This is a genomic window from Bdellovibrio sp. GT3 (assembly GCF_037996765.1).
GTDB lineage: Bacteria > Bdellovibrionota > Bdellovibrionia > Bdellovibrionales > Bdellovibrionaceae > Bdellovibrio.
In genome coordinates this window covers 790,167-804,328 of sequence record NZ_JBBNAD010000005.1, presented here as the reverse complement: position 1 = coordinate 804,328, position 14,162 = coordinate 790,167, and the positions used below count along the sequence as shown (strand labels likewise).

Genomic DNA, 14,162 nt, shown 5'->3' with positions numbered 1-14,162 from the left:
TATTACTTCAAGCTCTTAACGTACTCGATAAGTGCGTTAAGCTCATTTTCGTTAATCTGACCCTGGAACGTTGGCATAACGCCTTGAGGGAAACCTTTTACAACTTTAGCGTTTGGTTGAAGGATGGATTCACGGATGTAGTTTTCATCCGCATTCACTTTAGAACCATCAGCCAATACAACTTCGTGGCCAAATACCTGGAATAGAGAAGGACCAACTTTTGCTGCAGGATTGTCGACAGCATGGCAAGAAGCACAAGCTTTCAACGCAAAAAGTTTTTCCCCACGTTTAGCCAAAGGCAATTGGCCTTCTTCCTGACCTTCTTCCATGTACTTGTCGAACTCTTCACGAGTTACAACACGTACTTTACCGATCATGCCAGAGTGAGTGGTACCGCAGTACTCAGCACAGAATGCATGGAACTCACCCAGTTTTTCAGCGCGGAACCACAAAGCCGTATAACGACCTGGAACAGCATCTTGCTTGATACGGAAGCTTGGGATGAAGAAGGAGTGGATTACGTCTTGAGAAGTTAGAAGCAACTTAACATCAGTGTTCACTGGAACAACGATTTCATTAACTGCTTTATAACCATTCTTGTATTCAACTTCCCATGCCCATTGTTTACCAAGGACGTTGATTTCCAAAGCATCCTTCGGCATGGTGCGCATACCGTGGTAGATGTACCAACCCCAGGCAAACACCGCCAGGAAGATCACAAGTGGAATGAATGACCACAAGAACTCCAAAGCTGTGCTGTGAGAGATATATGCTGTTTTATCGTTGTCAGATTTACGTTTGTACTTAAGTACGAAGTAAATCATCCCGCCGATAACCAGCACGCAGGCGATGAAACTTGTAATCAGCAAGAATCCGTAAAGATTGTCCACCTGCTTGGCAATCTCGGTTCCTTGCGTTGGCATGAAGGATTGGGCCTTCGCAATATTAAACCACATCATGTACCTTTATCTCCCCGCCGCATTCTTTTTCGCTCTACGAGAACGAATATAAATCGGCAATAACCATAAAACCATCACAAGAACCATCACTCCCCCGCCCAGCTTCATCACCGAAACCGCAGCCAACGAGTACTTACTCTTATGTGGGTCATACTTAAAACAATACAAAACCAGGCTATCCACAAAGTTTCCGATTTTACCTTCGGTCGCTTCGTTTAGAGCCAACTTAATATCCTGCTGATTAAACATAATCCCAGGAAGATAACGGGAAATCGTTCCGTCCGGAGAAACAACAACCGCTGCTGAAGCGTGTGCCCACTCCTTCTGATTTTCATCCCATCTGAACTTAAATCCAATAGCATCTGTCAAAGCTCTTACTTGCTCTTCAGTGCCTGTCAAAAAGTGCCAACCACCCTCTGACCCCGGACGGTTGTACATTTTCATGTACAAGTCCTTTTTATTCGCCGCATGTTGAGGTGTTTCTTTAGAGTCAAAGCTGACAGCCAAGACTTTAAATTTATCACCCACCGTCCACTGCTTTTCCATCACCTTCAGTGCATCTGTCAGACCATTAAGGTGAAAGTTGCACAAACCGGGACAGACAAAATACACGGGCGAAACAATCACCGGATGTTTTCCGTCAAAGTAATCTCCAAAGGAAACTTCTTTGCCGGTTTCGTCCTTAAACTTCATTCCGAAATCGAGCTTCTTGCCCAATTTCTCCTCGATCCCTACACCCTGAAGCTCACGTGCCTTTTCGTTGGCAGGCATGCCCGCTTCTTTTTGTTTCAGGTCGTAGGATGCCCAGGTCGGTGTTGCTGAGAACAAAACAACGATGGCTCCAGTCAGAACCTTTCCCATTGTTTTTGCTTTCAAAACGAACAGCCTTTTGGACATTCAGTAAGTTCCTATTTATTTTGCGGTTTTTGCAAACTCAGCAACTTTAGCAGGATCGTCTTTCGATTTATTTTCAGTGATAGAATTAATGTAGTGAGAAACAGCCCAACGGTCAGCGGCCTTAAAGTGACCGAAAGCTGCCATGGATGTTCCCGGGATACCGTTAGTAACGACTTTAAAGTGATTGATGATACCATCACCTTGAGTCCATTTACCTTCAACCAAGTTACGTGGTTTTGGATTCAAAGCTGCACCAGCGGCGCCATCACCCTTACCAGTATCACCGTGGCACATAGCACAGTTTGTTTTGAATACTTTTTGTCCGTAAGTGATCATCTCTGGAGTTTCTACCCACGGCTCAGTCACTTTAGTGATATCAAACACTGGACCCGTTGCTGCTGCCGGAGCATTTGGATCGATAACGTTTTCAGCCAAATCAACACCTTTGTTGATAACAACTAGGTAGAAGAAAAAGGCGAATACAAACGCCATTGAAAACAAGAAGGCAAACAAGCCACCGCGGTTATAATGATCTTTATTCTCAGACATAGGCTGGCACTCCCAAGGGGACGCAAAAAAGTTTTGTCACAGTATTGTAATATAATCTAAGTTAAGTACCGGAAAACCCTAGGGACCGCAACTAATTACACTATCTCGTCCAGATGGAGTTGTTGCGCCGCAAAAGGTGAAATATCAGCACTGATACTCGCTCTCAATTTGGCTTATAAAGTGATACCGCCATCAACGCTTAACACTGTCGCATTGATGTAGGCCGCTTGCTCAGAAGCCAAAAACAGAACGGCATTCGCAATATCCGAAGTCTCGCCAAGGCGCATCACCGGAATCTTAGCCGCCATAGCGTCGATCGCCTCTTTCGGCATCGCTTTCGTCATTGCGGTGTTGATAAAGCCCGGGGCGATCGCATTAGATGTAAATCCTTTGCGCCCCAATTCTTTGCCCCAAGTTTTGGTCATTCCGATCACGCCTGATTTTGCTGCGGCATAATTCGTCTGACCAAAGTTTCCGTACAAACCAACAACGGAAGAAATGTTGATAATGCGTTTGTGATTGGAGTTTGGATTGAATTTTTCCAACAAGGACTTCGTAACGTTAAATAATCCCGTCAGATTCGTGTTGATGACAGCATCCCAATCGTCCGCGCCCATTTTTGCAAAAGACTTGTCGCGCGTGATTCCGGCGTTATTCACAAGAATATCCACAGCCCACGGCAGCCCCGAAGTCGCTTTGGCAACGGATTCGCGGTCCGTAATATCCACCTGCACGTATTGAACTTGCGCCCCGTACTTGGACAATTCCCCGGAAGCCTGAGCCAGAGCCTTTTCCGAGTAATCCCAGACAGAAACATTTCCACCCGCAGCCAGAAAGCTTTGAACAATCTCAAGCCCAATGCCAGCCGCGCCACCTGTAACGACAGTATTTTTATTCGCGAATTTAAAATTTATCATGCCCAAAGCCTACGCCGGGCGACTTCACGAGGCAAGGAAGGACACAGGACCAGTCGAAGGTCGAGAACACAATGCACCCATTCGCCTGCATTCGCTTTCCGTGTAAACTGAGAATATGTACAAAATTTTCGTATTCGTTTTGCTGTGCTTTGTAGTGAGTGGATGTAGCCAAGGTGTCACATTGGGCCCTGGAACAGACACAACACTTGCAAGTGCCGCGCAGGATGAATGTGGATTTGTTCAAAACGTATATGGACAACGCGTCTCATGGAAATCACGCCTGCCAGTTCGCATGTTTATCAGTCGCGAAGCGCTTCCCAACGAAGCGGTCATCCGCGCTGCCGCACAAATTTGGGAAGATGCAGCTGGCTTAAAACTGTTTGATATAGTTAATGAAGACGATCTTTCCTACGAAGGCGGCAAAGACAGCCGCAACGGAATTTATTGGAATCCGAATTGGACCAAATCGCCAAACTACCAAGCCATCACAACTCTTTACTGGTCAGGAAATCAAATCATTGAGTCCGACATGACCATTAACTCAAAGTACTACCATTTCTATATAGAAAATCCGGAACTCACATCGGATCTTCACCTGAGCAGCTTGTTGATTCATGAATTTGGACACGTCCTGGGTCTCAAACATCGCTCCACACTGTCAACCGTCATGTGGCCCGTCTTGAATGCCGGTACAAAACGTGATGTCTTAACAGATGCGGATCGTAAAGCATTGAAATGCGAGTACTAAAATGAGCGACGAACAAAAGCCCGTATCCAAAAGATCACCGAAAACCAAAATCGCAATTTTATTTTTGCTGGCACTGCCTGTGGGGATCACCTACATGAACAATCAATTCTCGAGCAGCCGCAAAATCGCTTCCACAGAGCAGGAAGCGGCAATGGACACAGCCATGGCGAGTTCTGATTTGTCCGAATCAAATCCCAAGGAATTTCAAAAAGCGTTTAAGTATCAGCTATTGAAAAGTGCTCAAGTCACAGACTACAGCGACGGGATGCGCTTGCATCTGGGTCATTTTTTCATGAGTGATGAAGCTGGTGCGAAGATTTCCGTTTGTCATCGCTTTCCAAAAATTGAACTGCATTTTTCCGCTGAAGGAATGGCCGAATCCGGCGAGGTTCCACGCACTATCGTTCGCGGTTCCTGCAGAGTGGCTCCGGATGGCCTGCACTTGGAAGGCATTATTGTTGATTTGCCAAGACAGCAAAATTACCAATGGGTTTGGACGGGAATTAAACTTGTCAGCTCTGACCAATCGGAGTCTTTGGAAGTCTCTGGTTACGAAATCATTTCTGTTCTGGGCACACCGCTAAACTTCAGCGAATAGGTTCAAACTGCGGAAGATAGCGAACCTTATCGGTTCCACGCGTTTGCGCCTCGTAAGCATCATAGGCTTTACGATTTTCCAGTACTTCTTTTTTGATTTCTTCATCGACCTGTTTATTGTAGGTTTCATTTCGGGCATCAACTGCCGCCGCAGATTGCTCCGCCACAGGTTGCGCCACTTCGCCTATATAGATCGCCATGCCATCAACGAATTGAACTTCTTTTTGAAAGCGCATGCGTTTGTCATAGAAGGTATAGTACCAACGGTCCTTGCCGGATACCCGTTGCGTTTGATTGGGGCTTCCCATAATATCCAAAACATCATCCTTTTCCATACCTGGTTTGATGGAATCGAATTGCTTCAGCATAGATGTCTGACAAGCTGACGTGAGCAGCCCTAGAACGACGATTGGAATCGACATCAGTCGGAACATGTTTCCCCCACACCTTTATAAGATATCAGTTTCGGCCTATGACGGAAAGGTGACAAGAACACGTTGTATCAGTTTGAGACAGTTATTTTTTTAGAATCACCGGCTCAGTCAGTTCCGGAGCCTTAGGTGCTTTTTTAGAGCCCTGGGACGCGGAAACCTGATCTCCCGAGGTGTGCTGTTTTACACCTTCCGGGGATTCATACTGCGTACGAACCTTCTTTAAAGTGCGATTCACCGAAGACGACAAACTCATCTGAGATTCCATGTCGTCCAGGGATTTCACTTCAATTCGCTCATATTCGCGCTTGGTCGTAAGCCCTTTTTCAGGATAGCGATACTTCATCAGACCACGAGCCTGATTGTATTCTTCCACATTCTTTTTCAAATCTTTATGCAGGGTCAGCATCTGTTTAACGATGTCATTCACAGCAGCGGGTTCTTTGGTATGGGCCTTGGCTTCAATCAGCTTTTCGATTTCTTCCTGGCCTGACTTGATTTTGGCTTCCAGAGCGGAAACCCGGGCAGCCACCTTGTCATAGCTTTCTTCAGCTTTGACTTCAACCTTAGGGGCCTCTTCCTTCTTTTCGCCCTCGGCTTCGCCACCGCCGTGACCGCCACCCTCGCTGGCAAACGCAGCCATAGCAACGGACATTACCATCAATAAAACCAAAAATGATTTAAGAGCCAGAGAGAACATCTTGCCTCCAAGAAATTTTAAAAGGCAGATATTTAATTCGGTTGATTAGCACGGAAGCTTTAGCTGGGCTTAAGCCCTTAATGATCAGGCGACCACCACCAATGTGAGTTAGTAATTCACTCACATCCCAGCCAAACTTTGAATCCGTAATGGCCTCTTTCAGCTGATAAACCAACTGACTGCTGTCCAGACCTTCAATGATCACGGCATAGGAGAAATTCCCCGCCGTGGTATTCGCATTGGCAAAATCAAGGACATCCGCAAAATTCGCATCGTCTGAGGTGGCTGGAGGAATGATTGGCTCCGCTGGCTGATTCAAATTTTCAGAATAATCGAAACTTTCATTGGAACCGATATCGTAAGCAGGTTCGGATTCCGTTGCGGCCACTGACAGCTGTTCAGAGTACTGCTCAGTCAGAGGTGTTGATTCAAAACCTTCACCGGCATGATCCGCATTCACTTCGCCGAAACTGTCAGCATTTGCCTGAAAGTGGGGCTCTTCAGTGGGCTCGATATATTGATCTTGATACTGATCCTGATATTGATCTGCGATGGGAGGAACAAAACCATTGTCGTTTTGCTCCGGGGTTTCCTGTTCGACTTCGTGGGACGCAACCTCGGGTTGACCGTCCCAGTTTACAAAGAAAACTGCCGCACACAGGGGACACGTGAATAGCGTCCCCAGGTGTTTATCCAGAATCTCTACTGGTTGTTGGCAGCTCGGACAGTGAACCAATTATTTTTTTCCTTTGCCCGCTTTTTCGATACGACGACGCTCTTCGCGATTCATCGGACGATCATCTGCAGGGCCGCTTTGGAAAGTCATTTTACGTTTTGGAGGTTCATTTGGACCGCTCAAATCCGGAAGAGAATGACCGATGTCCGACTCCGCAGGAGAAGAATAATCCAAATCATCCAAATCTGATTCCTCTGGGCGCAGGCTTTCCAACACTTCCTCTTCAGACTGTTGAGGCACAAGTTGAACGCGCATGATTTTTTCAATCGCATCGCCCTTGATGGTGTTGTTCAGTTTTTCAAACGCCAGGAACGCTTCTTTTTTATACTCAATCAAAGGATCTTTTTGAGCATAACCACGCAAACCGATACCTTCTTTAAGCTTATCGATGATCGCCAAGTGCATTTTCCAGTGATGGTCAATGGACTGAAGCATGATCATCTTTTGAACTTGTTCAAAGAATGGTCCCATGGATTCTTTTTGACGGTCGTAAACAGCTTTAACGCCGGCACGAACCTGATCAATGATCATGTCAGAATTAATAGCTCTGTTTTCCAGGTCAATTCTGAAACCGAAAGTTTGTGCCAACGAGTTGTTCAAGCCTTCCGTGTTGATCTCTTCTTTTTTGCCATCTTCAGGAACGTAAGTGTCCAGGATATTGGAAACCACATCACCAAGCATGTCCAAAACAGAACGTTCAACTTCCTGTCCTTCCAACAAACGACGGCGCATTCCGTAGATCGCGTTACGTTGGTTGTTCATAACAGTGTCGTAGTCCATTAGGTTTTTACGAATATCAAATTGATGACCTTCGACTTTACGTTGAGCACCCTCAACCGCGTTCGTCACCATTTTCGCTGTGATTGGTTCGTCTTCAGGGATGTTCAACATTTCCATGATTTTTTGGATACGTTCACCGTTGAAGATACGCATCAAGTTATCTTCCAAAGAAAGATAGAAGCGAGACTCACCCGGGTCACCTTGACGACCAGAACGACCACGCAACTGATTGTCGATACGACGGGATTCATGGCGTTCAGTACCGATAATGTACAAACCACCAAGCTCACGCACTTCTGCGCGTTCTTTTTCAACCTGGCCTTTTACTTTGGCCAAAGCCTCTGTGTATTCCGGAGACTCGTCGTTACCAACAGCGGACTTCGCAAGCATCTCGGCGTTACCACCCAGCATGATGTCGGTACCACGACCTGCCATATTTGTTGCGATAGTCACAGAACCTTTACGACCGGCCTGAGCAATGATCTCGGCTTCGCGCTCATGGTGTTTTGCATTCAAAACTTCATGTCTGATGCCTTCATTACGAAGGTAGCGGCTTAAAGCTTCGGATTTCTCGATGGAAGCAGTACCCACCAGGATCGGTTGACCTTTAGTGGAGCGTTCCTTGATGTCTGCTGTGATTGCCTTGTATTTGGCTTTCTCAGATTTATAGACAACGTCCTCTTCATCCATACGGCGGATCGGTTTATTTGTCGGGATCACGTTCACATCAAGGTTGTAGATCTTTTTGAACTCCACCGCCTCAGTGTCTGCTGTACCCGTCATACCGGAAAGTTTCGCGTACATACGGAAGTAGTTTTGGAAAGTGATAGTCGCCAAAGTTTGGTTCTCAGACTTAACTTCAACGCCTTCTTTCGCCTCGATCGCCTGATGTAGACCATCAGACCAACGACGACCCGGCATCAAACGGCCTGTGAACTCGTCCACGATCACGATTTCGCCGTCTTTGATCATGTATTCCACATCAAGACGATACAGATAGTGAGCCTTCAAACCTTGATAAACGTGGTGAAGAAGTTCGATGTTCTGTGGATCGTAAAGATTGCCCACGCCCAACAGTTCTTCAACTTTCGCATTACCTTCATCTGTCAAAGAAGCCGTTTTGGATTTCTCTTCCATTGTGAAGTGAGTTTCGCGCTTCAAGTGCGGGATGATGGCGTTAACGATTTGGTATTTTTCAGTGGAAGCCTCTGCCGGACCGGAAATGATCAGCGGAGTACGTGCTTCGTCGACCAGGATGGAGTCACACTCATCCACGATCGAATAATAGTGAGGACGTTGAACGTAATCGTTCAAATCAAACTTCATGTTGTCACGAAGGTAGTCGAAACCAAGTTCATTGTTCGTGCAATAAGTAACATCACAAGCGTACATTTCTTTACGCTGTTGATCGTTCAAACCGTGAACGATGATACCCGTGGTAAGACCCAACCAGCCGTACAGACGACCCATGTGCTCAGAGTCACGACGAACCAGATAGTCATTCACTGTCACAACGTGAACACCGCGACCAGTAAGAGCATTCAAGTAAACCGGCAAAGTAGCCACCAGGGTTTTACCTTCACCCGTTCTCATCTCCGCGATCTTGCCGCTGTTAAGAACGATACCACCGATCAACTGAACGTCGTAGTGGCGCATGCCCAGAACGCGAATCGAAGCTTCACGGCAGACTGCAAACGCTTCCGGCAAAATGTCGTCAACAGTTTCGCCTTTTTTCAAACGTTCCTGGAACTCAGGAGTTTTTGCTTTTAGTTGTTCATCCGTAAGCGCCTTCATTTGTGGTTCCAAGGCATTGATACGATCCACCATAGGTTGGATCTTTTTCATTTCACGGTCGTGTTTCGTTCCGAATAGTTTTGTAAGTATTTGCGTTACCATAGGGGATAAGGATAGCGCGATGACATGTGAGCTGCAAGGCAAGTGGGCATTTTTTATGCGCGTCATTGACGCGAGATCACTCGGAAATTCGTAAACCCAGACTTAGGACCAACAGACACGCTCGAGAGGAAAAAATAAATATAAAAAAATGAAACTACCTTACTTGCATTAATGGATTTTAATCCCATATTGCAAAATCACCGAGCGAACTAAGTGTACTTGATTTGTCTGACGCCTTCATAGGCGGCGATCGCAACACTTGTTGCAAGATTCAAACTGCGCGAACCCTCACCGATCATCGGGATGGTCACAGTTTGCGATGGGAACTTAGCTAGAAGATCCGGATCCAATCCTTTGGTTTCTTTTCCAAATACCAGCCAGTCACCGGATTGATATTGAGGCTCAAAGTAGGTGCGTTTGGTTTTTGTCGTGAAAAACCACGCGCGCGACGGATCCTCAACCAGCTTCCACCAGTCTTCAAAAGTCGCGTGGTGATGCCACGTCAGATGAGGCCAGTAATCCAGCCCCGCACGTTTTACATTGGTATCATTGATCTCAAAGCCCATCTTACCGACGATGTGAAGCTCACAGTTCGTTGCCACACAAGTGCGCCCGATATTCCCCGTGTTTTGCGGAATTTCGGGCTCAATCAATACGATTCGGAAGACTTTGTTTGAATTATCCAAGATGTCTAAATACCTCTTGGCCCAATTTGGATAGAGCCAGTCTGCGACCTTTATCAACGATCAACTCAAGGTTCATCAGTTCACGATAAAGGGTCAAATCAATAGGTACGATCTCACGACCCGTGGAGCGTCCCAGACGTTGAATATAAGTCGACTGCTTGTCCGTCAACTTAGATGTCATCAAAGGCTGTTCCTCAATTGATTTTCTCCAGTCACCGCCTTCAATAACAGCAGCATTTACTGGCATTTTCAGTGGATTCAAAAAGTAAGTCCATGCCTTTACCGGGCCTGAACAACCCTCGACATAAACATCCACTTCTTCTCTGGAGCAAAGACTCTTGTCCGGATCCAATTTATTGTATCCGTAAAACTCATCCAGCAAATTGACCAAAAGGTCCGATGCTTTAAGTTCAACAAGTTGTCCTGGTACTAAATCAGCCCCGCCTTTTACAAGCGCCGGATAGCCGACCTTCAAACGATAAGCTTTGGCCTTAATTCTGGCAAAGCTCAATGATTCCACGAAGTTCTGAATCTTTGTGTAATGAACCATCCCCTCGGTCAATGATCCATATACGAAAAAACGTGTTGCAGTCATAATCCCCCCGGTCTGACAACAATAGTGGTTTTCCGAATCCAAAAGCGCTGCTCAAAAAAGCGGCGCGGACGGGCTGTGTACCAAAAACAACTAGAGTGCTCAACCTAGAATTGGGTGGCGATTCGCGTTATGTGAAAATTAAAATAATAAAATCGCTTGAGTCCTTTTTGCTTTATTTAAAGCGTTTGCTATCCTTTTTACCGGCAACTGCAGGACAACTTTAGAACGACGGAACCCATGAAAAAAATAGAGGCTATCATAAAACCCTTTAAGCTCGACGATGTCGTCGATGCGCTCTCGGAAGTTGGAATTGAAGGGATTACGGTCTCTGAAGTACGTGGATTCGGACGCCAAAAAGGCCGAACCGAAGTTTATAAAGGTGCTGAGTACGTTGTTGATTTTCTTCCCAAGATAAAACTGGAAGTCGTATTGCCGGACGCATTGATAGACAGTGCCGTTGAAGCAATTCGCAAGACCGCCCACACCGGTAAAATAGGTGATGGGAAAATTTTTGTATTACCAGTTGAGTCCGTACTGAGAATTCGTACGGGAGAGAAAAACGAAGAGGCGCTTTAGCCTTCGCCAAGGCTACGGCTGAACAAGTTAGCAATTTAAGTTTTTAGATTTTATTTTTTGCAAGGAGACGCAAATGACTGCGAAGGAAGCTTTAAAATTCGCGCACGAAAAGGGTGCGAAGATGGTAGACCTCAAGTTCTGTGACATGATCGGAACTTGGCAACACTTAACCATTCCTCTTCACCAGCTTGAAGAAGAATCATTTGAAAACGGATTTGGCTTCGACGGAAGCTCCATTCGCGGCTGGAGAGGCATCGAAGAGTCTGACATGATCATCAGACCTGACGCCAAGACAGCAATGATGGATCCTTTCATGGAAATGCCCACTTTGTCTTTGATCTGCGACGTATGTCTGCCGGAAACCTTGCAGCCTTATGACCGCGACCCACGTCAAATCGTTAAAAAAGCAATCGCCTACATGCAGTCAACAGGCATTGCTGATACAGCGTACTTCGGTCCTGAAGCTGAATTCTTCATTTTTGATGATGTTCGTTTTGAACAGACACCAAACTCTGCATTCTATATGGTCGACAGCAATGAAGCTGTATGGAATACAGGTCGCGATGAAGGCGGAGCAAACTTGGGTTACAAAATCCGCTCCAAAGAAGGTTATTTCCCAGCGCTTCCAACAGATACCTTGCAAGACATCCGCTCTGAAATTTGTGAAGAGATGGAACGTTGTGGGATGCGTGTGGAGCGCCATCACCACGAAGTAGCTTCTGCCGGTCAATGTGAAATCAATTTCCAATTCGACACTGCCCTGAACATGGGCGACAAAATGATGTGGTTCAAATATATCGTTAAGAATGTTTGCGCTCGCCACGGCAAATCGGCGACATTCATGCCAAAACCAATCTTTGGCGACAATGGTTCCGGTATGCACATTCATATGTCTTTGTGGAAAGATGGTAAAAATCTTTTTGCAGGTAACAAGTATGCTGGTTTGTCAGAGATGGCGTTGCACTACATCGGTGGCGTGTTAAAACATGCTCCTGCATTGTGCGGTATCATCAATCCAACGACAAACTCCTACAAGCGTTTGGTTCCGGGCTTTGAAGCTCCGACGAAATTGGCTTACAGCTTCAAAAACCGCTCTGCGGCGATGCGTATTCCAAATTCAGGTCCAAACCCGAAAGCAAAACGTATTGAATTCCGTACTCCAGATCCTACTGCGAACATCTACCTTGCAGAAGCAGCGATCCTGATGGCGGGCCTGGACGGTATCATCAATAAGATCAATCCGGGCGATCCTTTGGATAAAGATATCTACGGATTGCCACCTCAAGAGGCAGCAAAAATCCCATCTGTTCCGGGAACATTGGAAGAATCCTTGGATAATCTGATGAAAAACTGCAGTTTCTTGAAAAAGGGCGATGTTTTCAGTGAAGACTTGATTGATACGTGGGTGCAGTACAAAATCGACAAAGAAGTTCGTCCAGTACAGCAAAGACCAGTTCCTTACGAGTTCCACTTGTACTACGATTGTTAACAGTATTTTTTCCTGGAGATTAAATGGCATCAGACGACGTAAAAAATTTTATGGGCTATTTGTGGTACCGCCAAGAAGATGGCGTGATCACAATCGGTATCAACGAAGACGGACTTGAGGATTTCGATTCTATCAGTTCTGTGGACCTTCCTGCTGAACAAGAGGAAGTGGACACTGAAGCTGTGATCGGAACAATCGAGACCAGCGATGGCCCACTGGACATTTATTCTCCAGTTGACGGAACTGTTATCGAAATCAACACACAAGTGATCGACGATCCATCCATCATCATGGAAGACCCTTACGAAGAGGGTTGGTTGGTACGTATCGAATCCGCAGACGACGTCGATGAAGACGAGGATGAGGATGATGAAGACGACGAAGATGATGAGGACGATGAAGATGAGGATTATGACGACGAGGACGAAGACTAGTCCCCGTCACTTAAAAGCCCCGGTTTTCGGGGCTTTTTTCATTTAACCACAAAGGATCTTATGGAACTCCCTCACTCCCCTTCTGCTGAACGCAACAAAGAACCCATTCTGGAAGTACTTAAAAAAGTCATCCGCCCCGAGGATCAAAGACTTTTAGAAGTTGGTTCAGGAACCGGGCAACATGCAGTCTACCTGGCTCCCTTTTTTCCAAAAATGGAATGGCAACCCACTGAAGTCAGCGAAAACCTGCCGGCCCTTAAAGCCCGCATCAAGGAGGAAGGATCTCCCAACATCAAGACTCCGTATCGCATGAAGGTTGGTGAAGATGATTTTCCAATCCGCTCTTACGATGTGATCCTGACCATCAATACCTTTCACATCATGAGTTGGAAGGAATGCAAAACCTTTATCAAGCTGATCAGCGGACGCCTGCAGGAAGGCGGCAAGGTTTTGATTTATGGACCTTTCAACTACAACGGCAAATTCACCGCACCCACGAACGAAGAGTTCGACAAAACTCTGCGTGAAGCCAACCCTCAAAGCGGCATCCGCGCATTTGAAGATGTTATCAGTGCGATGTTTAAAAATGAATTTGAGCTGGTGAAGGACTACGAAATGCCTGCAAACAATCGTCTGCTGTATTTCCGTCGCTTGAAGTTTACTGGTAAACGTTAATCGAAATCAAAGACATGACTACTGCGGAGTCATGTCTTTGTTGTATTGCTTCGGCACAAGGCCTTTCAAAGTGGCAAAAGATGTTTCAAGCTGCTTAAAACGAGGCGTGCCGACACAACCGGATTCTGTCTGGCTTTTTTTACCGCCCTTTTCAACTTTCAGAGTGTATTTTCCTGCTGTGCATTTTGCAGTGGATGACTTCTCAAGTTTGGTCACCACTTTCATCGCAGGCTCACCCTTCTTCCAGTTCTTTTTCTGAACTTCTTCAGCATTCACACGGATCTTGTCTTTTTGAATGTGCAGGGTTTCGCGATGCTTTTTTCCATTAAGATCGTACTTGAAATAAACCACACCACGATATGGCTGTGTTTCTTTACCAGAGTCTTTAGGTGCTGCCATAGTCGACAACGAAACAGATGTGATGATTGCAAATAGAAGTCTTTTCACCAGTACCACCTTAGTCAATATATGAAGAATACTAACGGATATGGAATTAG

The 14,162-nt window shown here is 46.0% G+C and carries 17 protein-coding genes; 6 read left to right on the top strand and 11 right to left on the bottom strand.

Features of this window, described 5'->3' with window-relative positions; genetic code table 11:
* Window positions 1–2 precede the first annotated feature (2 nt).
* The 4 genes from coxB to fabG all read right to left on the bottom strand — a co-directional run bounded on the left by coxB (window position 3) and on the right by fabG (window position 3,322).
* Window positions 3–959, bottom strand: coding sequence for a cytochrome c oxidase subunit II (gene coxB, locus AAAA73_RS11320; protein WP_340598422.1), 957 nt, complete (start codon window positions 957–959; stop codon window positions 3–5).
* A gap of 6 nt (window positions 960–965) precedes the next feature.
* A complete protein-coding gene (locus AAAA73_RS11315; RefSeq protein ID WP_340598421.1) occupies window positions 966–1,856 on the bottom strand; it encodes an SCO family protein in 891 nt (296 codons plus the stop codon).
* Between the two features lie 15 nt (window positions 1,857–1,871).
* Complete coding sequence (locus AAAA73_RS11310) at window positions 1,872–2,405, bottom strand: c-type cytochrome (RefSeq protein ID WP_340598420.1); 534 nt, start codon at window positions 2,403–2,405, stop codon at window positions 1,872–1,874.
* A gap of 173 nt (window positions 2,406–2,578) precedes the next feature.
* Window positions 2,579–3,322 carry a 3-oxoacyl-ACP reductase FabG gene (gene fabG, locus AAAA73_RS11305; protein ID WP_340598419.1) on the bottom strand — a complete coding sequence of 248 codons (744 nt, stop codon included), beginning with the start codon at window positions 3,320–3,322 and terminating at the stop codon, window positions 2,579–2,581.
* A gap of 115 nt (window positions 3,323–3,437) precedes the next feature.
* On the opposite strand from fabG, the gene AAAA73_RS11300 reads away from it, so the two are divergent.
* Both AAAA73_RS11300 and AAAA73_RS11295 read left to right on the top strand, forming a co-directional pair.
* On the top strand, window positions 3,438–4,070 hold the full coding sequence (locus tag AAAA73_RS11300; RefSeq protein WP_340598418.1) for a matrixin family metalloprotease: 633 nt from the start codon (window positions 3,438–3,440) through the stop codon (window positions 4,068–4,070).
* Window position 4,071: 1 nt separating this feature from the next.
* A complete protein-coding gene (locus tag AAAA73_RS11295) occupies window positions 4,072–4,668 on the top strand; it encodes a hypothetical protein (RefSeq protein WP_340598416.1) in 597 nt (198 codons plus the stop codon).
* On the opposite strand, the gene bamE is transcribed toward AAAA73_RS11295, so the two are convergent.
* The 6 genes from bamE to AAAA73_RS11265 form a co-directional block, all read right to left on the bottom strand.
* The gene (gene bamE / locus AAAA73_RS11290; protein WP_340598414.1) at window positions 4,658–5,101 is read right to left on the bottom strand and encodes an outer membrane protein assembly factor BamE domain-containing protein; all 444 of its coding nucleotides are present in this window, start codon (window positions 5,099–5,101) and stop codon (window positions 4,658–4,660) included. The genes AAAA73_RS11295 and bamE overlap by 11 nt on opposite strands.
* 82 nt (window positions 5,102–5,183) lie before the next feature.
* Window positions 5,184–5,798: a hypothetical protein gene (locus AAAA73_RS11285; RefSeq protein ID WP_340598413.1), complete on the bottom strand. Its 615-nt coding sequence runs from the start codon at window positions 5,796–5,798 to the stop codon at window positions 5,184–5,186.
* Window positions 5,779–6,534 (bottom strand): TFIIB-type zinc ribbon-containing protein, encoded by a 756-nt coding sequence (locus tag AAAA73_RS11280; RefSeq protein WP_340598412.1) that lies wholly within the window; start codon window positions 6,532–6,534, stop codon window positions 5,779–5,781. Before AAAA73_RS11280 ends, AAAA73_RS11285 begins: the two co-directional genes overlap by 20 nt.
* Window positions 6,535–9,210, bottom strand: a complete 2,676-nt coding sequence (gene secA / locus AAAA73_RS11275; protein ID WP_340598411.1) for a preprotein translocase subunit SecA — start codon at window positions 9,208–9,210, stop codon at window positions 6,535–6,537.
* A gap of 209 nt (window positions 9,211–9,419) precedes the next feature.
* Complete coding sequence (locus AAAA73_RS11270) at window positions 9,420–9,896, bottom strand: tRNA (cytidine(34)-2'-O)-methyltransferase (protein ID WP_340598410.1); 477 nt, start codon at window positions 9,894–9,896, stop codon at window positions 9,420–9,422.
* Complete coding sequence (locus AAAA73_RS11265; protein WP_340598409.1) at window positions 9,889–10,491, bottom strand: gamma-glutamylcyclotransferase family protein; 603 nt, start codon at window positions 10,489–10,491, stop codon at window positions 9,889–9,891. Before AAAA73_RS11265 ends, AAAA73_RS11270 begins: the two co-directional genes overlap by 8 nt.
* Before the next feature lie 237 nt (window positions 10,492–10,728).
* On the opposite strand from AAAA73_RS11265, the gene AAAA73_RS11260 reads away from it, so the two are divergent.
* The 4 genes from AAAA73_RS11260 to AAAA73_RS11245 all read left to right on the top strand — a co-directional run bounded on the left by AAAA73_RS11260 (window position 10,729) and on the right by AAAA73_RS11245 (window position 13,665).
* Window positions 10,729–11,067, top strand: a complete 339-nt coding sequence (locus AAAA73_RS11260; RefSeq protein WP_340598408.1) for a P-II family nitrogen regulator — start codon at window positions 10,729–10,731, stop codon at window positions 11,065–11,067.
* A 73-nt stretch (window positions 11,068–11,140) separates the two neighbouring features.
* Entirely contained in the window at window positions 11,141–12,556 is a 1,416-nt protein-coding gene (gene glnA, locus AAAA73_RS11255; protein WP_340598407.1) for a type I glutamate--ammonia ligase, read from the top strand.
* A 23-nt stretch (window positions 12,557–12,579) separates the two neighbouring features.
* Entirely contained in the window at window positions 12,580–12,990 is a 411-nt protein-coding gene (locus AAAA73_RS11250; protein WP_340598406.1) for a glycine cleavage system protein H, read from the top strand.
* 60 nt (window positions 12,991–13,050) lie between these two features.
* Window positions 13,051–13,665 (top strand): DUF938 domain-containing protein, encoded by a 615-nt coding sequence (locus AAAA73_RS11245; RefSeq protein WP_340598405.1) that lies wholly within the window; start codon window positions 13,051–13,053, stop codon window positions 13,663–13,665.
* Between the two features lie 18 nt (window positions 13,666–13,683).
* Here the strand turns inward: AAAA73_RS11245 and AAAA73_RS11240 are convergent, their stop codons facing one another.
* Window positions 13,684–14,112 (bottom strand): hypothetical protein, encoded by a 429-nt coding sequence (locus AAAA73_RS11240; RefSeq protein WP_340598404.1) that lies wholly within the window; start codon window positions 14,110–14,112, stop codon window positions 13,684–13,686.
* Window positions 14,113–14,162: the final 50 nt, after the last annotated feature.

What these genes read in the sequence shown, in the direction of transcription:
- glnA (WP_340598407.1), top strand. Translation starts at nt 11,141, where the DNA reads ATGACTGCGAAGGAAGCTTTAAAATTCGCGCACGAAAAGGGTGCGAAG.
- fabG (WP_340598419.1), bottom strand. Translation starts at nt 3,322, where the DNA reads ATGATAAATTTTAAATTCGCGAATAAAAATACTGTCGTTACAGGTGGC.
- AAAA73_RS11315 (WP_340598421.1), bottom strand. Translation starts at nt 1,856, where the DNA reads ATGTCCAAAAGGCTGTTCGTTTTGAAAGCAAAAACAATGGGAAAGGTT.
- AAAA73_RS11265 (WP_340598409.1), bottom strand. Translation starts at nt 10,491, where the DNA reads ATGACTGCAACACGTTTTTTCGTATATGGATCATTGACCGAGGGGATG.
- AAAA73_RS11295 (WP_340598416.1), top strand. Translation starts at nt 4,072, where the DNA reads ATGAGCGACGAACAAAAGCCCGTATCCAAAAGATCACCGAAAACCAAA.
- AAAA73_RS11310 (WP_340598420.1), bottom strand. Translation starts at nt 2,405, where the DNA reads ATGTCTGAGAATAAAGATCATTATAACCGCGGTGGCTTGTTTGCCTTC.
- AAAA73_RS11260 (WP_340598408.1), top strand. Translation starts at nt 10,729, where the DNA reads ATGAAAAAAATAGAGGCTATCATAAAACCCTTTAAGCTCGACGATGTC.
- AAAA73_RS11250 (WP_340598406.1), top strand. Translation starts at nt 12,580, where the DNA reads ATGGCATCAGACGACGTAAAAAATTTTATGGGCTATTTGTGGTACCGC.
- secA (WP_340598411.1), bottom strand. Translation starts at nt 9,210, where the DNA reads ATGGTAACGCAAATACTTACAAAACTATTCGGAACGAAACACGACCGT.
- AAAA73_RS11245 (WP_340598405.1), top strand. Translation starts at nt 13,051, where the DNA reads ATGGAACTCCCTCACTCCCCTTCTGCTGAACGCAACAAAGAACCCATT.
- bamE (WP_340598414.1), bottom strand. Translation starts at nt 5,101, where the DNA reads ATGTTCCGACTGATGTCGATTCCAATCGTCGTTCTAGGGCTGCTCACG.
- AAAA73_RS11300 (WP_340598418.1), top strand. Translation starts at nt 3,438, where the DNA reads ATGTACAAAATTTTCGTATTCGTTTTGCTGTGCTTTGTAGTGAGTGGA.
- coxB (WP_340598422.1), bottom strand. Translation starts at nt 959, where the DNA reads ATGATGTGGTTTAATATTGCGAAGGCCCAATCCTTCATGCCAACGCAA.
- AAAA73_RS11285 (WP_340598413.1), bottom strand. Translation starts at nt 5,798, where the DNA reads ATGTTCTCTCTGGCTCTTAAATCATTTTTGGTTTTATTGATGGTAATG.